The organism is Pseudomonas sp. S3_E10, assembly GCF_054667615.1.
In genome coordinates, this window is sequence record NZ_CP162743.1 from 1,290,757 (window position 1) to 1,306,552 (window position 15,796).

The 15,796-nt window shown below is 60.9% G+C and carries 19 protein-coding genes; 9 read left to right on the forward strand and 10 right to left on the reverse strand.

Annotated elements, in window-relative coordinates:
* The first annotated feature begins 81 nt into the window (after positions 1 to 81).
* From AB4N98_RS05720 to AB4N98_RS05740, 5 genes are all read left to right on the forward strand, one after another.
* A complete protein-coding gene (locus AB4N98_RS05720; protein WP_017529614.1) occupies positions 82 to 975 on the forward strand; it encodes a LysR family transcriptional regulator in 894 nt (297 codons plus the stop codon).
* Positions 976 to 1,143: 168 nt separating this feature from the next.
* Positions 1,144 to 1,326 (forward strand): type II toxin-antitoxin system HicA family toxin, encoded by a 183-nt coding sequence (locus AB4N98_RS05725; protein WP_065877109.1) that lies wholly within the window; start codon positions 1,144 to 1,146, stop codon positions 1,324 to 1,326.
* Positions 1,327 to 1,348: 22 nt separating this feature from the next.
* Positions 1,349 to 1,759, forward strand: a complete 411-nt coding sequence (locus tag AB4N98_RS05730; protein ID WP_065877110.1) for a type II toxin-antitoxin system HicB family antitoxin — start codon at positions 1,349 to 1,351, stop codon at positions 1,757 to 1,759.
* An 83-nt stretch (positions 1,760 to 1,842) separates the two neighbouring features.
* Positions 1,843 to 2,175, forward strand: a complete 333-nt coding sequence (locus AB4N98_RS05735; protein WP_065877111.1) for a hypothetical protein — start codon at positions 1,843 to 1,845, stop codon at positions 2,173 to 2,175.
* A 101-nt stretch (positions 2,176 to 2,276) separates the two neighbouring features.
* Positions 2,277 to 2,777, forward strand: coding sequence for a methylated-DNA--[protein]-cysteine S-methyltransferase (locus AB4N98_RS05740; protein WP_017529615.1), 501 nt, complete (start codon positions 2,277 to 2,279; stop codon positions 2,775 to 2,777).
* A 64-nt stretch (positions 2,778 to 2,841) separates the two neighbouring features.
* On the opposite strand, the gene AB4N98_RS05745 is transcribed toward AB4N98_RS05740, so the two are convergent.
* The 3 genes from AB4N98_RS05745 to AB4N98_RS05755 form a co-directional block, all read right to left on the reverse strand.
* Positions 2,842 to 3,369, reverse strand: a complete 528-nt coding sequence (locus AB4N98_RS05745) for a DUF4142 domain-containing protein (protein ID WP_017529616.1) — start codon at positions 3,367 to 3,369, stop codon at positions 2,842 to 2,844.
* Between the two features lie 119 nt (positions 3,370 to 3,488).
* Positions 3,489 to 4,130, reverse strand: a complete 642-nt coding sequence (locus AB4N98_RS05750) for a LysE family translocator (protein ID WP_065877112.1) — start codon at positions 4,128 to 4,130, stop codon at positions 3,489 to 3,491.
* Between the two features lie 75 nt (positions 4,131 to 4,205).
* Entirely contained in the window at positions 4,206 to 5,111 is a 906-nt protein-coding gene (locus AB4N98_RS05755) for a LysR family transcriptional regulator (RefSeq protein ID WP_411736600.1), read from the reverse strand.
* Positions 5,112 to 5,188: 77 nt separating this feature from the next.
* Here AB4N98_RS05755 and AB4N98_RS05760 point away from each other — a divergent pair, with 77 nt between their 5' ends.
* Positions 5,189 to 5,674 (forward strand): DMT family transporter, encoded by a 486-nt coding sequence (locus AB4N98_RS05760; protein WP_017529619.1) that lies wholly within the window; start codon positions 5,189 to 5,191, stop codon positions 5,672 to 5,674.
* A gap of 7 nt (positions 5,675 to 5,681) precedes the next feature.
* Here AB4N98_RS05760 and AB4N98_RS05765 read toward each other — a convergent pair whose 3' ends face one another.
* The 6 genes from AB4N98_RS05765 to yiaY form a co-directional block, all read right to left on the reverse strand.
* On the reverse strand, positions 5,682 to 7,010 hold the full coding sequence (locus AB4N98_RS05765; RefSeq protein WP_065877114.1) for an MFS transporter: 1,329 nt from the start codon (positions 7,008 to 7,010) through the stop codon (positions 5,682 to 5,684).
* A gap of 59 nt (positions 7,011 to 7,069) precedes the next feature.
* The gene (locus AB4N98_RS05770) at positions 7,070 to 8,011 is read right to left on the reverse strand and encodes a hydroxymethylglutaryl-CoA lyase (RefSeq protein WP_116078284.1); all 942 of its coding nucleotides are present in this window, start codon (positions 8,009 to 8,011) and stop codon (positions 7,070 to 7,072) included.
* Entirely contained in the window at positions 8,008 to 9,201 is a 1,194-nt protein-coding gene (locus AB4N98_RS05775; RefSeq protein ID WP_065877115.1) for a CaiB/BaiF CoA transferase family protein, read from the reverse strand. The genes AB4N98_RS05770 and AB4N98_RS05775 overlap by 4 nt, the downstream gene beginning before the upstream one ends.
* A 102-nt stretch (positions 9,202 to 9,303) precedes the next feature.
* Positions 9,304 to 10,257 carry a LysR family transcriptional regulator gene (locus tag AB4N98_RS05780; RefSeq protein ID WP_065877116.1) on the reverse strand — a complete coding sequence of 318 codons (954 nt, stop codon included), beginning with the start codon at positions 10,255 to 10,257 and terminating at the stop codon, positions 9,304 to 9,306.
* Positions 10,257 to 10,931: an NAD(P)H-binding protein gene (locus AB4N98_RS05785; RefSeq protein WP_017529624.1), complete on the reverse strand. Its 675-nt coding sequence runs from the start codon at positions 10,929 to 10,931 to the stop codon at positions 10,257 to 10,259. Before AB4N98_RS05785 ends, AB4N98_RS05780 begins: the two co-directional genes overlap by 1 nt.
* Positions 10,932 to 11,016: 85 nt before the next feature.
* Positions 11,017 to 12,165, reverse strand: coding sequence for an L-threonine dehydrogenase (gene yiaY / locus AB4N98_RS05790; RefSeq protein ID WP_026067406.1), 1,149 nt, complete (start codon positions 12,163 to 12,165; stop codon positions 11,017 to 11,019).
* A gap of 124 nt (positions 12,166 to 12,289) precedes the next feature.
* On the opposite strand from yiaY, the gene AB4N98_RS05795 reads away from it, so the two are divergent.
* On the forward strand, positions 12,290 to 13,306 hold the full coding sequence (locus AB4N98_RS05795) for a DUF4917 family protein (RefSeq protein WP_017529626.1): 1,017 nt from the start codon (positions 12,290 to 12,292) through the stop codon (positions 13,304 to 13,306).
* An 18-nt stretch (positions 13,307 to 13,324) separates the two neighbouring features.
* Here AB4N98_RS05795 and AB4N98_RS05800 read toward each other — a convergent pair whose 3' ends face one another.
* A complete protein-coding gene (locus AB4N98_RS05800; RefSeq protein ID WP_116078288.1) occupies positions 13,325 to 13,852 on the reverse strand; it encodes a helix-turn-helix domain-containing protein in 528 nt (175 codons plus the stop codon).
* Positions 13,853 to 14,011: 159 nt separating this feature from the next.
* Between AB4N98_RS05800 and AB4N98_RS05805 the strand changes: the two genes are divergently transcribed.
* Both AB4N98_RS05805 and AB4N98_RS05810 read left to right on the forward strand, forming a co-directional pair.
* Positions 14,012 to 14,794, forward strand: a complete 783-nt coding sequence (locus tag AB4N98_RS05805) for an aldolase (protein ID WP_017529628.1) — start codon at positions 14,012 to 14,014, stop codon at positions 14,792 to 14,794.
* A gap of 28 nt (positions 14,795 to 14,822) precedes the next feature.
* Positions 14,823 to 15,695 carry a dihydrodipicolinate synthase family protein gene (locus AB4N98_RS05810; RefSeq protein WP_017529629.1) on the forward strand — a complete coding sequence of 291 codons (873 nt, stop codon included), beginning with the start codon at positions 14,823 to 14,825 and terminating at the stop codon, positions 15,693 to 15,695.
* The last annotated feature ends 101 nt before the right edge of the window (positions 15,696 to 15,796 follow it).

Consider the following 15,796-nt stretch of genomic DNA (forward strand, 5'->3'; position numbering starts at 1 on the left):
TATGTTGAAAGGCCTTTATAGAATGGCCGAAAGGTTTTGCACCAATACCGAATGACGACCGATTGATACCCAAGGACCTGGATGCTCGACCTACGCAAGCTGCGTTACTTTCTGACAGTCGCCGAAGAATTGCACTTCGGCCGCGCGGCCATTCGCCTGCACCTGGCCCAGCCGCCGCTGACACGTCACATTTCGGCGCTGGAAACCGCGTTGGGCTTCAAGCTCTTCGATCGCACCAGCCGCACAGTGGCCCTCACCGCGCAAGGCCGGTCGTTCCTGCCCTACGCACGTGGTGTGCTGGAACAGGTGGCGCTGGCTCAGGTCATGGCGGATAAACTGGCCGCGGGCACCGCCGGGCAACTGGCGCTGGGCTATGCCAGTTCGATCGCCCTATCGGATCTGTTCAGCCAGGCGATCCAGGCCTTCGCCCAACGCTTTCCCGACGTGCAGTTGACCTTGGTGGAGTGCGCCTCCGGCAACCTGGGCGCACAGGTGGCGGATGGGCGCTTGGATATTGGCCTGAGCCGGCTGTTGCCGCAACGCACAGACGTGCAGGCGCTGTCGCTGGGTGAAGAGCGCTTGGTCGCGGCGGTGTCCACCGACAGCCCGCTGGCGAACCTGGCGCAGATCAGCCTCGCACAGTTGAGCGCGTATCCGCTGATTCTGTTTCCGGCGGACTACGGCTCGGGGCTGAACCAATCCATCGAAGCGCTTTACCGCCTCCACGACCGGCCCTTGCGACGGGGGCCTACCGGGCGGCAGATCACCTCGATCATCGCGCTGGTGGCAGCCGGGCAAGGCGTGGCGCTGGTACCCGAATGTGCGCAAAGCCTGATGAACAAAGGTGTGACGTACAGGCCGATGATGGAATTGGAGGCGTGTGCACAGTTGCTCGTACTCACTCGCGCTGAAACAAAAAATGTATTGATCGACGCGTTTCTGACAGTCCTCACAGAGGCACCACACACGCTGTAATACCATCGAAAAACCCCGCAATACCTCTCTCCTGCGCCCTCTGCGCGCACTCATACACTTCCTTGACCCCCTACCGAAATACCGGTCATCGACTGTCGGTAGGTAGCGTATTGATAATTTATTTTCAGTGGTTATAGTCACCACCAACACACACCACAAGGAGGTGCTGTGGATAGCCGATATTTGATAGGTCACATCGTTGCGGACGGTTGGTATCTGGTGCGCACAAGGGGCAGTCATCATCATTTCAAACACCCTGTGAAGCCGGGGCTGGTGACGATTCCCCATCCAAAAAAGGACCTGTTGGACAAGACCGCCAAGAGCATTTTGAAACAAGCTCTAATGAGCTAACCGTCCCTGGAGGACAACACACATGCTGTATCCCATCGCAATTTCAACGGGCGATAACGACCATGCCTGGGGTGTGGAAGTCCCGGATATTCCCGGCTGCTACTCAGCCGGCGACGACCTGGACGACGCCATGGCCATGGCCCGGGAAGCGATCGAAGGGCACTTCGAGATCCTCGCCGAAGACGGTGCACCGATTCCCAGCGCGCGCAAAGTCACCGTGCATGCCGCCAACCCGCAGTACGCCGGCTGCACATGGGCAGTCGTGGATATCGACGTCACCAAGTACCTCGGCAAGGCGCAGAAACTCAACATCACCTTGCCGGGTTATCTGCTTAACCGCATAGATGAATACGTTCTGCACCACCCTGAAGAGAAAAGCCGTTCAGGTTTTCTCGCATCCGCGGCGCTGAAGGTGCTGCAACAGGATCGGTAGCATCACGTCAGCATTGCCTGACAGCCACCCACAGCAAGTACCCCGACAATGCCGGATTGTTGGCCTGAAAGCGGAAACACCCCATGCTGGAACCTGGACAACCCACACCAAAGTTCATAGTGCGCCAGGTATTCGGTTGGGTGCTGGTACTGCCCCTGCTGGTCTCGTTTATAAAACTGCCGTTTCCCTTGGCGCTGGTACTCTCGCTGGGCGTTTTGGCGGCCTCGCTTTACGGCGTACAGTTAGCCAGGCGCCATGCCAGTCGACGCGTGGCCCTGTTCGCCGCAATCGTCACCGCGCTCAATGGGGTCTCGTTTCTGGCAATGTCGACACCCTCAGTGCTCAAAGCCCTGTATTACATCGTCTGGTTGTACGCGTATCCGCATTATTCAAACTGGGCGTACTGGAGCTTTTAGACCCTGCAGAATTTGATCGCAAGAAACGTAGTTTCCCACCCGGCTGATAGAACTACAGTCACGACGTAACCGTTTGAACCGGCCTTTTGAGGAGCCCATCCATGCCCTACGACTACAAGCTCATGCCCTCCCCCGTCGGCCAGCTCACCCTGGTGGCGCGTGATGGCAAACTCAGCGCCATTTTGTGGGAGTGCGAGCGCGCCAACCGAGTGCGCCTGGGCGAATTGCGCGAGGCAAACGACAGCCGGGTGCTGCTGGAAGCCGAGCGCCAGTTGCGGGAGTACTTCGCCGGCACACGCAGCACATTCGAGCTGGAACTGGACTTCACCGGCACCGACTTTCAAAAGCAAGTCTGGCAGGCACTTCTCACCATCCCCTTCGGTGAAACCCGCAGCTACAGCCAGATCGCCCGACAGATCGGCAACCCCAAAGCCGTGCGTGCGGTCGGCGCCGCCAACGGGCGTAACCCGATCTCGATCATTGCCCCCTGCCATCGAGTGATCGGTGCGTCGGGCGGCCTCACCGGCTTCGCCGGAGGGCTGCAAGCCAAGCAATATTTGCTCGCGCTGGAAGGCACAGGCCAGGCGGCTCTGGCATTCTGAGCCAGGCAAAAAAAACGGCGGTTGAATCAAATCCAACCGCCGTTTTTTATTTCAACCCAAGGCCTCAACCGTCGCCTTGATGACCTTTGCCGTAGGTCGATGCCAAAGCACGGGCTTTGTGCAAACGCTCTTCCAGCTTAGGCAGTGTTTCGTCCACCAGGGCTTTGATTTCCGGGACATCCGAAGCAGCGCCTCCCTGCTTGAACAGGGCGATAGCGTCTTCATTTTCCTTGACCTGTTGCGCGGTGTAGGCGGCATCAAAGGAGTCGCCGTCCTTGAGTTCAGGCATCAGGGTCTCGGCTTTGTCGACGATCTTCTCGCGCGGCGCCACAGGCAGGTCGAGCTTCTTGGCAATGGCGGCCAGGTGCTGGTTGGCAAGGGTGCGCTCGTTGATTACCTCGATGGTGTAGTCCTTGATTTCCTGGGACGAGGTTTTGGCGTGGGCCATGCGACTGGTTTCGATATCGGCCATGCCTTTGGCCGATGCCTGCTCGATGAATTCAGCAGGCGACTGGGCGAAAGCATTGCTGGCGCCGAGGCCCAGCAGCATCGCGAAACTGGCGGTGCGTAACCGGATAGCCATGCGGCTCATGATGGGTTCCTCCAGGGCAAAAATAAGTGCGGGGGAACACGCCCCGCCCTGAATTCGAATTTTCAGGACGGTAAAGGTTTAGAAAAAACTTGCCCGCACGACGAACGGTCGTTGCCGCATCAGGCCGGTTTACTGCCGAACAGGCCGGGTAATGCATGCGCCAAGGCGTTGATGGCGAAACCGATAAACATCACGCCGCAGAGCTTGGTGATAAGGATTTCATGACGTTGATACACCGTGCGCACGCGCTGCGCGCCGACCACGCCGACCAGGATCGCATAGGCCAATAGGCCGCCGATAAAGCTCAAAACAATCAACCCCGGCAGCATCGCCCAGGTCAGCATCTCGGCACGACTGGACAGCAACGCAGTGAAGGTTGCAACCGCCACCGGGTAAGCCTTGGGGTTGGTCAAGCCGAACACGATGCCGTGCCAGAACGGATGCCGCGCCGCGCCCTGTGGCGCATCACCGCTACGCTGGCGGGTGCGAATCGCGCGCCAGCCAAGCCAGAACAGGTACAGCCCACTGAGCACGCCCAGCACATCAAACGCACTGCTGCCCACTTCCCGCGCGCCGACAATCGCGATCAGCGCCGTGCTGCACCACACCACATCCCCCAGCAAATGCCCGCAAAGAAAACCCGCCCCGGCGCGACGGCCTCGGGCGGCGCCGATGCCGAACACAGCCAGCACACCAGGGCCAGGCGTGATGCCATAGATAAAGCCTGAAGCAAGGACCGCGAGCAGCAGGGATGGGGTCATGGCGGCGACTCTGGAGAGGTTGAACGTGGAGGGATTCTGCCTGTTCTGCCAAGGAGTGCAAATGCCACGAGCGGGTTACGTCAATACGCCCTGCACCCGCCCAATCAACCACTGCAACCCCGAATCCCCGCCGCGCCGCGCGTGCCATGCCAGCTCAAACGCAAACGCCGGGATATGAAACGGCGGTGGCACGGCCAGCAAATGCTGCTGATCGATATTCAGCAACCCCCGCGACGACACCGTCAGGATCAAGTCCGTGCCTTCAATCAACTGCGGCGCCACGCCCCAGTGCGGCAGGCTGACTGCCACATGGCGCCGCTCGCGAATCGCCGTCAGCGCCCGTTCGATTTCCGGGGTACCGCTGCCGCGCATTTCCAACAGCACGTGGGGACGCGCCAGGTAGGTAGGCAAATCGAGCGTGGCGTTTTCCGGCAGGCTATTGCGGTCCACCAGGCAGGTATAGTGCTCTTCGAATAATGGCGTAGTACGCAGCTCGCAGGGCATGTCGGGAAATACCCCGGCGGCCAGGTCGAGATCGCCATTGAGCACGCCGTCCACCATGCCCTCACGGCTGGCCTGGATGATCTGCAAGTCGATGCCCGGCGCTTCACGACGCAGCACACGGATCAACTTGGGTAGGAAAATTGCCGCGCTGTAGTCCGACATCGCCACGCGAAAACGGCGTTTGGCCGAGGCTGGGTCGAAGCGATTCGGCGCCAGCAGTGCCTGCACCTGGGCCAGGGCTTCGGCCAGTGGGGCAGCCAGCTCCAGCGCACGCGCGGTCGGCACCAATGCGCCGCCCTGGCGCACCAACAACGGGTCACCCAACAGGTCACGCGAGCGCGCCAGCGCATGGCTGACCGCCGGTTGGCTGAGGTGCAGGCGTTCGGCGGCGCGGGTGACATGTTGCTCACTCAGCAAGACGTCGAGGATCACCAACAGGTTGAGGTCGATACGGCGCAGGTCATTCATCAGCTGCATACTCAGCATAAAAACTTTGAATTTAAATTTGCGCGACGAATAACTTAGAGTCCAGCAAAACCTCTAGGAGTTTCGACATGACGATGTGGCATTGGGCAGGTTTGGGCGCGCTGGCGCTGATGGCTGGCGCGGTGGTGCCGTTTCAAAGTGCGATTAACGCCAACCTCGGGCGCGGGCTCGGCCACCCGTTGTGGGCCACTTTGGCCTCGTTGCTGGTGAGTATCATCGTGTTGTTGCCCGTGATTATCGCCCTGCGACTGCCCTTGCCGAGCCTGGCGTTTATCACCCAGGCACCCTTGTGGATGTGGGCTGGCGGTGCATTTGGCGTGTGTTTTATTTCCCTGGCGTTAATGCTGTTGCCCAAGCTGGGGGCATCGGGGTTTATTGCCTTGGCCCTGGCCGGGCAGATGCTGGCATCGCTGCTGCTCGACCACTTCGGCCTGTTCGGCCTGGCGCAGCGCCAACTGACAACGCCCCGTGTCGTCGGGGCGCTGTTGTTGATGGCCGCAGTGGCGTTGATTCAGTTCGCCAACGCGCCGGCCAAAGCCTTGGCCGCTGCGTGAAACGAGGTCAGCGCTTGTCGGAGGTACGCATTTTTTGCGGCAGGCCCCACATCAGCAGCGCCGCGGCAACCAACGCGCACACGCCAATGACATACAGCGCCGGCGTGGTGCTGCCGGTGATGTCCTTGATGCGCCCCACCATTACCGGGCTGACGATACCGCCCAGTTGCCCCAGGGTATTGATCAACGCGATCCCGCCCGCCGCACCGGCGCCGGCACCTGCCAGCAATTTGGGCGGCAACGTCCAGAACGTCGGGATCGAGGCAATAATGCCGGCCCCCAGCAAACCCAGCGCAATGATCAGGAAGGTGGTGTGGTTATCAAAGATCCCAGCGCAGAAGAAGCCAATCGCCCCCAACACCACCAACCCACTGACGAACTTGCGACGCTCACCTGTGGCGTCCGACCAACGCCCCACCACGACCATGGTGATGGCCCCGCAGATGTACGGGATGGCGGTCAACAAGCCAATCACCATCGGGCTTTCGATACCCGCGCTTCGGATCAACTGTGGCGCCCAGAAGTTGAGGCCGTAGGACGCCACCTGGATCAGGAAATAGATCAGCCCCAGCATCAGGAAACCCGGGATGCGCACAGCCTGGAGCAACGAGCCTTTCTTGTGCACTTCATGCACCGCGATGCGGCTGGCCAACAGGGCCTTTTCGTCGGCGCTCAGCCAATGTGCATCTTCAATGCGGTCCTTGAGTTGCGTCAGCACCATCCACGCCAACAGCAGGCACGGAAGGCCACCCAGCAGGAACAACCAGTGCCAGCCGCGTATCTGCAGCACGCCATCCATGTGTTCCAGCACCAGCCCGGAAAACGGCGCGCCCACCAGCCCGGAAAACGCCGAAGCCAGGAACAGCATTGACGTGATGCGCCCACGGAAATCCTGCGGGAACCAAAGCGTCAGGTAATACAGCACGCCAGGGGCAAAACCGGCCTCCATGGCGCCGATCAGAAAACGCAGCGCGTAGAACTGCCACTCCGCGGTGACGAACACCATGGCGGCGGTCGCCAGCCCCCACGACACCATGATCCGTGCGATCCAGCGCCGTGCACCGAACTTGTACAGCATCATGTTGCTCGGCACTTCGAAGAGGACGTAACCCACCACGAAAAGACCCGCCCCCAGGCCATACGCGGTATTGCTCAAGCCCAGGTCGGCTTGCAATTGAAACTTGGCGAAACTGATGTTGATCCGGTCAAAAAACGCGAACAGGTAGCACACCATGATCAGCGGCATCAGGCGCCAGGCGACCTTTTTAACCACCGCTTTAATGGCGTCGTCTTTGCCGACCGGGTGCGCGCCAGTCTCTAACGTATCAGTGCTCATTGTGCTTCTCCAGCGGACCGCTCATGGGCGTCCGATTGTTTTTGTTGTCTGGTATGGCGTTACAACGTGGCGATGTAAGCCGCAGGTGAATGCAGGTCACTGTTGCGCCCGGCCTTGACCACCTGGCCGGGTAACTCATGGCCCAATAGCGCCGGCAAACGGCGCGACAGGGTCAGCAGATGCGGCAGGTCGATACCGGTGTGAATCCCCACTTCCTCACATAGGTTGACCAGGTCTTCGGTACAGATATTGCCCGACGCCCCCGGCGCAAACGGGCAGCCGCCAAGGCCGCCGAGCGCCGCGTCAAAACGCCGTGCGCCGGCCTCGTAGGCGGCCAGCACATTGCACAAACCCAGGCCACGGGTGTTGTGGAAATGCAGGGTCAGGTCGCTGACCGGCACGTGTTGCAGCACGCGTTTCACCAAACGCTGCACCTGACGCGGGTTGGCCATGCCGGTGGTGTCAGCCAGGGTGATGCCCTGGATGCCCAGCTCGCGATAGGCCTGCACGATCTGCAGCACGCGGTCTTCGTCGACCTTGCCTTCGAACGGGCAGCCGAAGGTGGTGGCGATGCTGCCGTTGAGGCGCACCGGATGGTCGGCGGCAAACCTCACCACCTCGGCAAACGCCGCCAACGATGCTTCGCAGCGCATGCGCATATTGGCCAGGTTGTGGGTCTGGCTGGCGGACATCACCAGGTTCAGTTCATCGGCGCGGGACTCGATGGCGCGCTGGGCGCCCTTGAGGTTGGGGATCAACGCGACATAGATCACACCCGCTTTGCGTTCGATGCCGTGGAACACTTGCTCGCCGTCACGCAGCGCCGGGATGGCCTTGGGCGAGACGAACGAGCCCGCCTCGATCCGTGAAAACCCGGCGAGAGAGAGTTGGTCGATCAGCGCGATCTTATCGGCCGTCTCGACCCAGGTCGGTTCGATTTGCAGGCCATCGCGCGGCGAGACTTCCTGCACGATCAATGGCTCGGAATAATCCTGGATCATTGCACCACCCCCGTATTTTTTAAGCGTTGGATATCGGCGTCGGCGAGGCCCAGCCCACTGAGGATGTCGTCGGTGTGCTGGCCCAGCGCCGGGCCTTGCCAGTTCACGGCGCCCGGTGTCTCGGAGAGCTTGGGCACGATGCCGGGCATCTTCACCGACACGCCGCCGGGCAACTGGGCGTTGAGCAACATGTCGCGCGCCTGGTAGTGCGGATCGCTGACGATGTCCGCCACCGAGTAAATGCGCCCGGCCGGTACTTCAGCGGCTTCCAGCGCGCTGAGCACTTGTTCGATGGGCAGGCTGCTGGTCCAGTGGGTGATGGCGGCATCCAGCACGGCGCTTTTGGCCGCGCGGCCATCGTTGTGGGCAAACTCAGCGGCTTCGGCCAGGTCGGAGCGGCCGATGGCGGTCATCAGGCGCTTGTAGATCGGGTCGCTGTTGCCGGCAATCACCACGTAGGCGCCATCGGCGGTCAGGTAGGTATTGGACGGTGCAATGCCGGGCAACGCGCCGCCGCTGCGTTCACGCACATGGCCGAGCATGTCGTATTCGGGCACCAGGCTTTCCATCACGTTGAACACACTTTCGGCCAGGGACACATCGACCACCTGCCCATCACCCTGGCCGGTCTTGACCCGCAGCAAGGACATCAAGGCACCGATCACACCGTGCAGGGACGCAAGGGAGTCACCCAGGCTCACCCCCACCCGCGCCGGCGGCGAATCCGGGTTGCCGGTGGTGTAGCGAATGCCGCCCATGGCCTCTCCGATAGCACCAAACCCCGGGCGGTCGCGATAGGGACCGGTCTGGCCGTAGCCAGAAATGCGCACCAGCGTCAGCTTGGGGTTTAGAGCGTGCAATACGTCCCAGCCCAGGCCGAGTTTTTCCAGGCCGCCGGGGCGCAGGTTTTCGATGAGGACGTCGGCGTCGCCGAGCAGTTGCTTGATAAGCCCCAGGCCTTCGCTGGACTTGAGGTTCAGGGCCAACGACTTCTTGTTGCGCGATTGCAGGTACCACCACAACGACGTGCCTTCATGCAGCTTTCGCCATTTGCGAAGCGGATCGCCCTGGCCCAGGGATTCGATCTTGATCACTTCGGCGCCAAACTCGGCCATCAACCGTGCGGCAAACGGTGCGGCGATCAGGGTGCCGATCTCGATCACCTTGATGCCGCTCAGGGGAGTCGTCATGAGGTGTACCTCTTATTCTTGGAATGTGAACCAAGGCTAGAGGACCGGCATTAGAGAAATCCAACCGTCAGTCGGCAAGGTTCGTTCGCAAAACGCGAACGCTCAGCGAATAGTCTGTAGGACAGAACTCACAGGCAGCTCAAGGGCAGGCATCGAGAGGCTCAGATAATCGAACAACAAACGGCTCACCGGCGACAACTGCGCCTCGTCACGCGCCACGAGGATCAATCGGCGGTCCGACCAGGCGTCGGTCAGCGGCACCGCGTGCAGGCCCAGCGCACGTCCAAACAGTTCGTAGGCCTTCTGCGGCAGGATACCGATGCCCATATTCGCCTGGACCATGCGGCACATTGCATCAAAGCCCGGCACATGAATGCGCAGGCGCAACATCTTGCCGGCCTCGCGCGCGGCGGCATGGGTGCGCATATTGATGGAACTGGCAACATGCAGCCCCACGTAGTCACTGCCCAACGTCTCGGCGAAAGCCAAACTGTCGCGCGCGGCCAGCGGATGATGAGCGGGCATCAGTACCATCAGTTTGTCGTGGCGATAGGTCACGCTGAGCAGGCCCTTGGTATCGGTATCGCAGGAACAGATGCCCAGGTCCGCCACGCCATCCAGCACGCCTTGCACAACGCCGGTACTCGGGCGTTCTTCCAGGTCGGTCTTCACTTCGGGATGCAGCTCGGAAAAATCCCGCAAATCTTCCGGAAGGAACTGAATGATCGCCGAGAGATTGGCCAGCATCCGCACATAACCGCGCACACCGTGGCTGTGCTCGCCCAGCTCCATGCCCATTTTTTCGACGTTGAACAGCATCTGCCGTGCGTGGTGCAACAGGGTTTCGCCGGCGGCCGTCAGGTCCATGCCCTTGGCGCGGCGCACGAACAGGCTCACGCCCAACACATGCTCCAGATCCATCAGGCGCTTGCTGGCGGCCGATACCGCTATGGCTTCGCGGGCGGCGGCGCGGGTCAGCGTACCCTCCTCGAACACCGAGACAAACAACTGCAAGGTGATCAGGTCGAGGCGGCGCACCAGGCTTTTGTGCAACATCAGTGACGCTCGCCGGCCAAGCGATGGAGATCGGCCTGCTCCACCACCGGTTGCGGCGCGCCCTGACGCACCGCCTGCAACATCGCCCGGCCGACCGTCTCGGTACTCACCACCCAGCCCGGCCTGACACGGCGCACCAGCGACAGCAACGGGCCCAGGACGGCATAAAAACCTTGATACAGCGGCGTCTTCGAGCGCACGCCGTGCAGCGGCTGGATCAGCCCCGGCCGGAACAGGTACACGGCCTTGAACGGCAAGCGCAGCAACGCATTTTCGGTCTTGCCCTTGACCCGCGCCCACATCGACTTGCCCGCTTCGGAACGGTCGGTACCGGCGCCGGACACATAGATAAACGTCATCTGAGGATTGAGCCGCGCCAAGGTGCTGGCGGCAACCAGCGTGAGGTCATAGGTGAGGTGGGTGTAGCGGGTTTCATTCATGCCTGCCGACGAAACGCCGAGACAAAAGAAGCACGCATCAAAGCCTTGCAGCAGGTTTTCCAGGGGATGGAAATCGAGCATGTCGCTGTGCAATACCTGGTGCAGCTTGCCGTGCTCCTGAGGCAACGGCGTGCGGCCGACGGCGACGACCTCCTGCACGTCGGCGGCCAACAGGCATTCACGCAGGACGCCCTGGCCAACCATGCCGGTGGCGCCGAATAACAGAACTCTCATAAGGGGACCTCAGCGGCACGCCGCAAGCTCAAGTTAAACGCATTCGACTTGTAGCTTAACGCGTGCAGCGTGCCGCTGCCCCTATTCAAAACGCGCTGCGAAAGATCTCCTCGATCTGCCGCTGATCCGCGCGTCGTGGGTTGGTGAGCCCACACGCATCCTTGAGGGCATTGCCGGCCAGCAGCGGAATATCCTGCAATTTGGCCCCCAGTTCGCGCAGGCCGGCGGGAATTTCAACATCCTGGGCCAGGCTGCGAATGGCGGCGATGGCCGCTTGGGCGCCCTCTTCATGGCTGATGCCCCTGGTGTCAGCGCCCAATGCGCGGCCCACGTCGCTCAGGCGTCTGGCGCAGACGCTGGCGTTGAAGCTCTGCACATGGGGCAGCAGCACCGCATTGCACACGCCGTGGGGCAAGTCGTAGAAACCACCCAGTTGGTGCGCCATGGCGTGCACGAACCCCAGGGATGCGTTGTTGAAGGCCATGCCGGCGAGGAACTGCGCGTACGCCATGTTTTCCCGGGCGGCCTTGTCACTGCCGTCGCGTACGGCCAGGCGCAGATTGGCGCTGATCAACTCTATCGCCTTGATGGCGCACGCATCGGTGATCGGCGTGGCGGCGGTGGACACGTAGGCTTCGATGGCATGGGTCAAGGCGTCCATACCGGTGGCGGCGGTGAGGCCCTTGGGCATGCCGACCATCAACGAGGGGTCGTTGACTGACAGCAGCGGCGTGACGTTGCGGTCAACAATGGCCATTTTCACGTGACGGGTTTCGTCAGTGATGATGCAGAAACGGGTCATCTCACTGGCGGTGCCGGCGGTGGTGTTGATGGCCACCAAGGGCAGTTGCGGCTTGGCTGATTGGTCGACACCTTCATAGTCACCAATGTGCCCGCCGTTGGTCGCGCACAGGGCGATGCCCTTGGCACAGTCATGGGGCGAACCGCCGCCCAAAGACACCACGAAATCACAGGCACTTTGCTGCAGCAGCGCCAGGCCTTTCTCGACGTTTTCCACATTGGGGTTGGGCTTGGCGCCGTCGTAAATCACCGAATCGATGTCCTGCATCGCCAGTTTCTCGGCGATCATGCTCGCCACGCCCGCCTTGGCCAGGCCGGCGTCAGTGACAATCAGCGCCTTGCGAAAGCCGTAGTTGCGAATCGCGTTCATGGCTTCGTCGAGGCAGTCGGTGCCCATGATGTTGACGGCGGGAATGAAAAAGGTGCTGCTCATGGCGAATCCTCGGATAACGTTTATGCCTACAGCATCGACCTCGCGCGCCAGCGGCATCTTGATCAGGATCAACGCCGGCTCGTGATAAAGTCACCACCCAGCCGATTTGAGTAGACCCGCCGCAATGAAGGACTTCCAAGCTATTGACGCCCACCTTGAAGACTGGAGCGCACTGCGCAGCGCCATCCACTTCAGCGGGATTTTGATCGGCAACGGCGCAAGCCGCACGATTTGGGAAGACTTCGCCTACGACTCGCTGTTTGAAAACGCACGCACCGTGGAAGAAAAACCCCTGAGCCAATCCGAACTCAGCGTGTTCGACGCCCTGCAAACCCGTAGCTTCGAGCAGGCCCTGGGGGCGCTGAAAACCACCAGCCGGGTCAACAAGGCCCTGGCGGTCAGTTCGGCCGCACCGCGCAATCGCTACTACGCAATCAAGGAAGCCTTGATCAATACCATCCACAGCGTGCACATCCCGTGGCGTCTGGTGCAGCCATCGACGCTGGCGACGATCAACGCCGAGTTGAAGCACTACTCAACGGTGTTCACCAGCAATTACGACCTGCTCAATTACTGGGCGACCCTGCATGCCCCCGGCATCGACGATCTATTCGGCAGCGCCGACGCCAGCTTCGACCTGCGCCACACCCACTGCGAGGCCACGCGCATTCTGTACCTGCACGGCGGCCTGCACCTGGTGCGCAACCTCGACGGCACCGCGCGCAAATTGCCTTCCACCGACAGCACCTTGCTCAGCAGCTTTGCCATCAACCATACGATCAAGACCCTCGACGACGTGCCGCTGTTCGTCAGCGAAGGCCAGGTGCAAGAGAAGCTCAAAACCATCCGCAGCTCCGATTACCTGTCGTTCTGCTATGAGCAATTGTTGAACCACGAGGGCGCGCTGTGCGTTTTCGGCCATGAGTTGGGGCCGCAGGACAAACACTTGGTGGATGCGATTCGCCAGGCCCGGCTGACGACCCTGGCGATCTCGGTATCGGGGCGCAGCGAGGGGTTTATCCGCCAGCAGAAGCGGCGCTACTCGGAGTTGTTTGACGGCACCGGCGTGCAGCTGAAGTTTTTTGCGGCGCGCACCCATGCATTGGGTAATCCGGCGTTGTCGGTGCCGGTCGAACGCTGATTTCAAGCCCCATCGCTATCATTCCTCGGCGCTGTGCACCACCACCAGCAACTGCGCCTGCACCTCCCCCACCGAGCGAATCCGGTGGGGCTTTTGCGCGTTGAAATGCAGCGCGTCACCGCGCTCCAGAATCACTCGCTCATTCATGAAATCCACCTCGACCGAACCTTCATGCACAAACAAAAACTCTTCCCCGAGGTGCTCCTTGAAGGTCTTGTCGCTGAATTGCGCCGGCGGGTAGATGATGAACGGCAACAGGCTGCGTTCGCTGACCTGATGGGCAAGTACCGCGTAACCCGGTGAGGTGTCGGGCCGCTCGTGGCTGCGTACCAGGCTGTAGCTGTCGAGGCTGACACGGTCTTCGCTGAACAGTTCTTCGACGTTCACGTTCAACGCCTTGGCCAGTTTCAACGCGGCGGCGATGGACGGCGTATTGAGCCCGCGCTCGACCTTGGACAAGTAGCTCTTGGTCATCCCGGATTTTTCGGCCAGGGTCTCCAAGGTTACGCCAAGTTTTTTTCTCAATAATTTCAAACGGATAGACATGTGCTGCAGTTAATCCATGCAAGAAACGATAGGCTGCGCTTGCCAATGACACAAAGTGTCATATAGCATCATTAGTGTCATTTGCCTTCACCCAACGACCTTGCGAGCAGCGGGAAACAGCAAATCCGACGTCCATTGAACCACCCAAAGGACACCGATATGGCCAAGACATTAGCACTCCCCAAAGACCAACTGGTCAAGCAAGCGCTGGTCCAGATGCAAAACACCCTGGCGGATAATACGTGGACCGACCGGCAAAAGCTGGCGCTCACTTGCCGCATCCTGTTCGAGAACGGCCACGACTCCGGTCTGGCCGGACAGATCACCGCGCGCGGGCCGCAACCGGGCACCTATTACACTCAACCACTGGGCCTGGGTTTTGACGAGATCACCGCCAGCAACCTGTTGCTGGTGAACGAAGACCTCGAAGTGCTGGAAGGTCATGGCATCCCCAACCCGGCGAACCGTTTTCACAGTTGGGTGTACCGTGGCCGCCCGGATGTGAATTGCATTATTCACACGCACCCGACGCATATCGCGGCATTGTCGATGCTGGAAGTACCGTTGCAGGTGTCGCATATGGATCTGTGCCCACTGTACGAAGACTGCGCCTTCCTGGAAACCTGGCCAGGGGTGCCGGTGGGCAATGAAGAAGGCGAAATCATCACCGCGGCCCTGGGCGATAAACGCGCGATTCTGCTCTCGCACCATGGCCAATTGTCCACCGGCGCGAGCATCGAGCAAGCCTGCGTGATCGCGCAGTTGATCGAGCGCGCGGCCAAGTTGCAGTTGCTGGCAATGGCGGCGGGCACCATCAAGCCAATCCTGCCGGCGCTTGGGCGCGAAGCCCACGACTGGATCTCCCGGCCCAAGCGTGATGGCGCCGCGTTCAATTACTACGCCCGGCAGAACCTGCGCCAACACGCCGATTGCCTGAACTGACCTGCCCTTTTTCGACCGGAGACTTTCCATGTCCAGCCCAACTATTCACGGCATCATCGGCTACACCATCACTGCGTTCAGCGCCGACGGCCAGCGCATCGACCTGGATGCCCTCGGGCGCTCCATCGACCGTTTGATCGACAGCGGCGTGCATGCCATCGCCCCCTTGGGCAGCACCGGCGAAGGCGCGTATTTGAGCGATGCCGAGTGGGATGAAGTCAGCGCCTACAGCCTGGCAAAGATCGCCCGGCGCGTACCGACTATCGTCAGCGTGTCCGACCTGACCACCACCAAAGCCGTGCGCCGTGCCCGGTACGCCGAGGCCAACGGCGCCGATGTGGTGATGGTGCTGCCGACCTCGTACTGGAAACTCAGCGAGGCGGAAATCCTCGCCCACTACGCGGCGATCGGCGACAGCATCGGCGTGCCGATCATGCTGTACAACAACCCGGCCACCAGCGGCACGGACATGTCGGTGGATTTGATCCTGCGCATCATCAAGCAGGTGAGTAACGTCACGATGGTCAAGGAAAGCACCGGGGATATTCAACGCATGCATCAGTTGCATCGCCACAGCGACGTGCCGTTCTACAACGGCTGCAACCCGCTGGCGCTGGAAGCCTTCGCGGCGGGCGCCAAAGGCTGGTGCACGGCGGCGCCTAACCTGATCCCACAGCTGAACCTCGCGTTGTATGACGCCGTATTGGCCAACGACCTGACCAAGGCGCGGGATTTGTTTTATCGCCAGTTACCGTTGCTGGACTTCATCCTCAAAGGTGGGTTGCCGGCGACGATCAAGGCGGGCTTGCGCTTGACCGGGCTGGAGGTGGGCGATCCGCGCTTGCCGGTGTTTCCATTGGGCGAAGCGGCAATGGAACAGCTGAGAACATTGCTGCGCTGAAGCGGCGATCGAGTGTGGGAGGGGGCCCCTTCCCACCTTTTAAATAGAGACAAATAGCAATAATTCTCGATATCATTCGCGACCTTTCCAAGCCGTGCTTC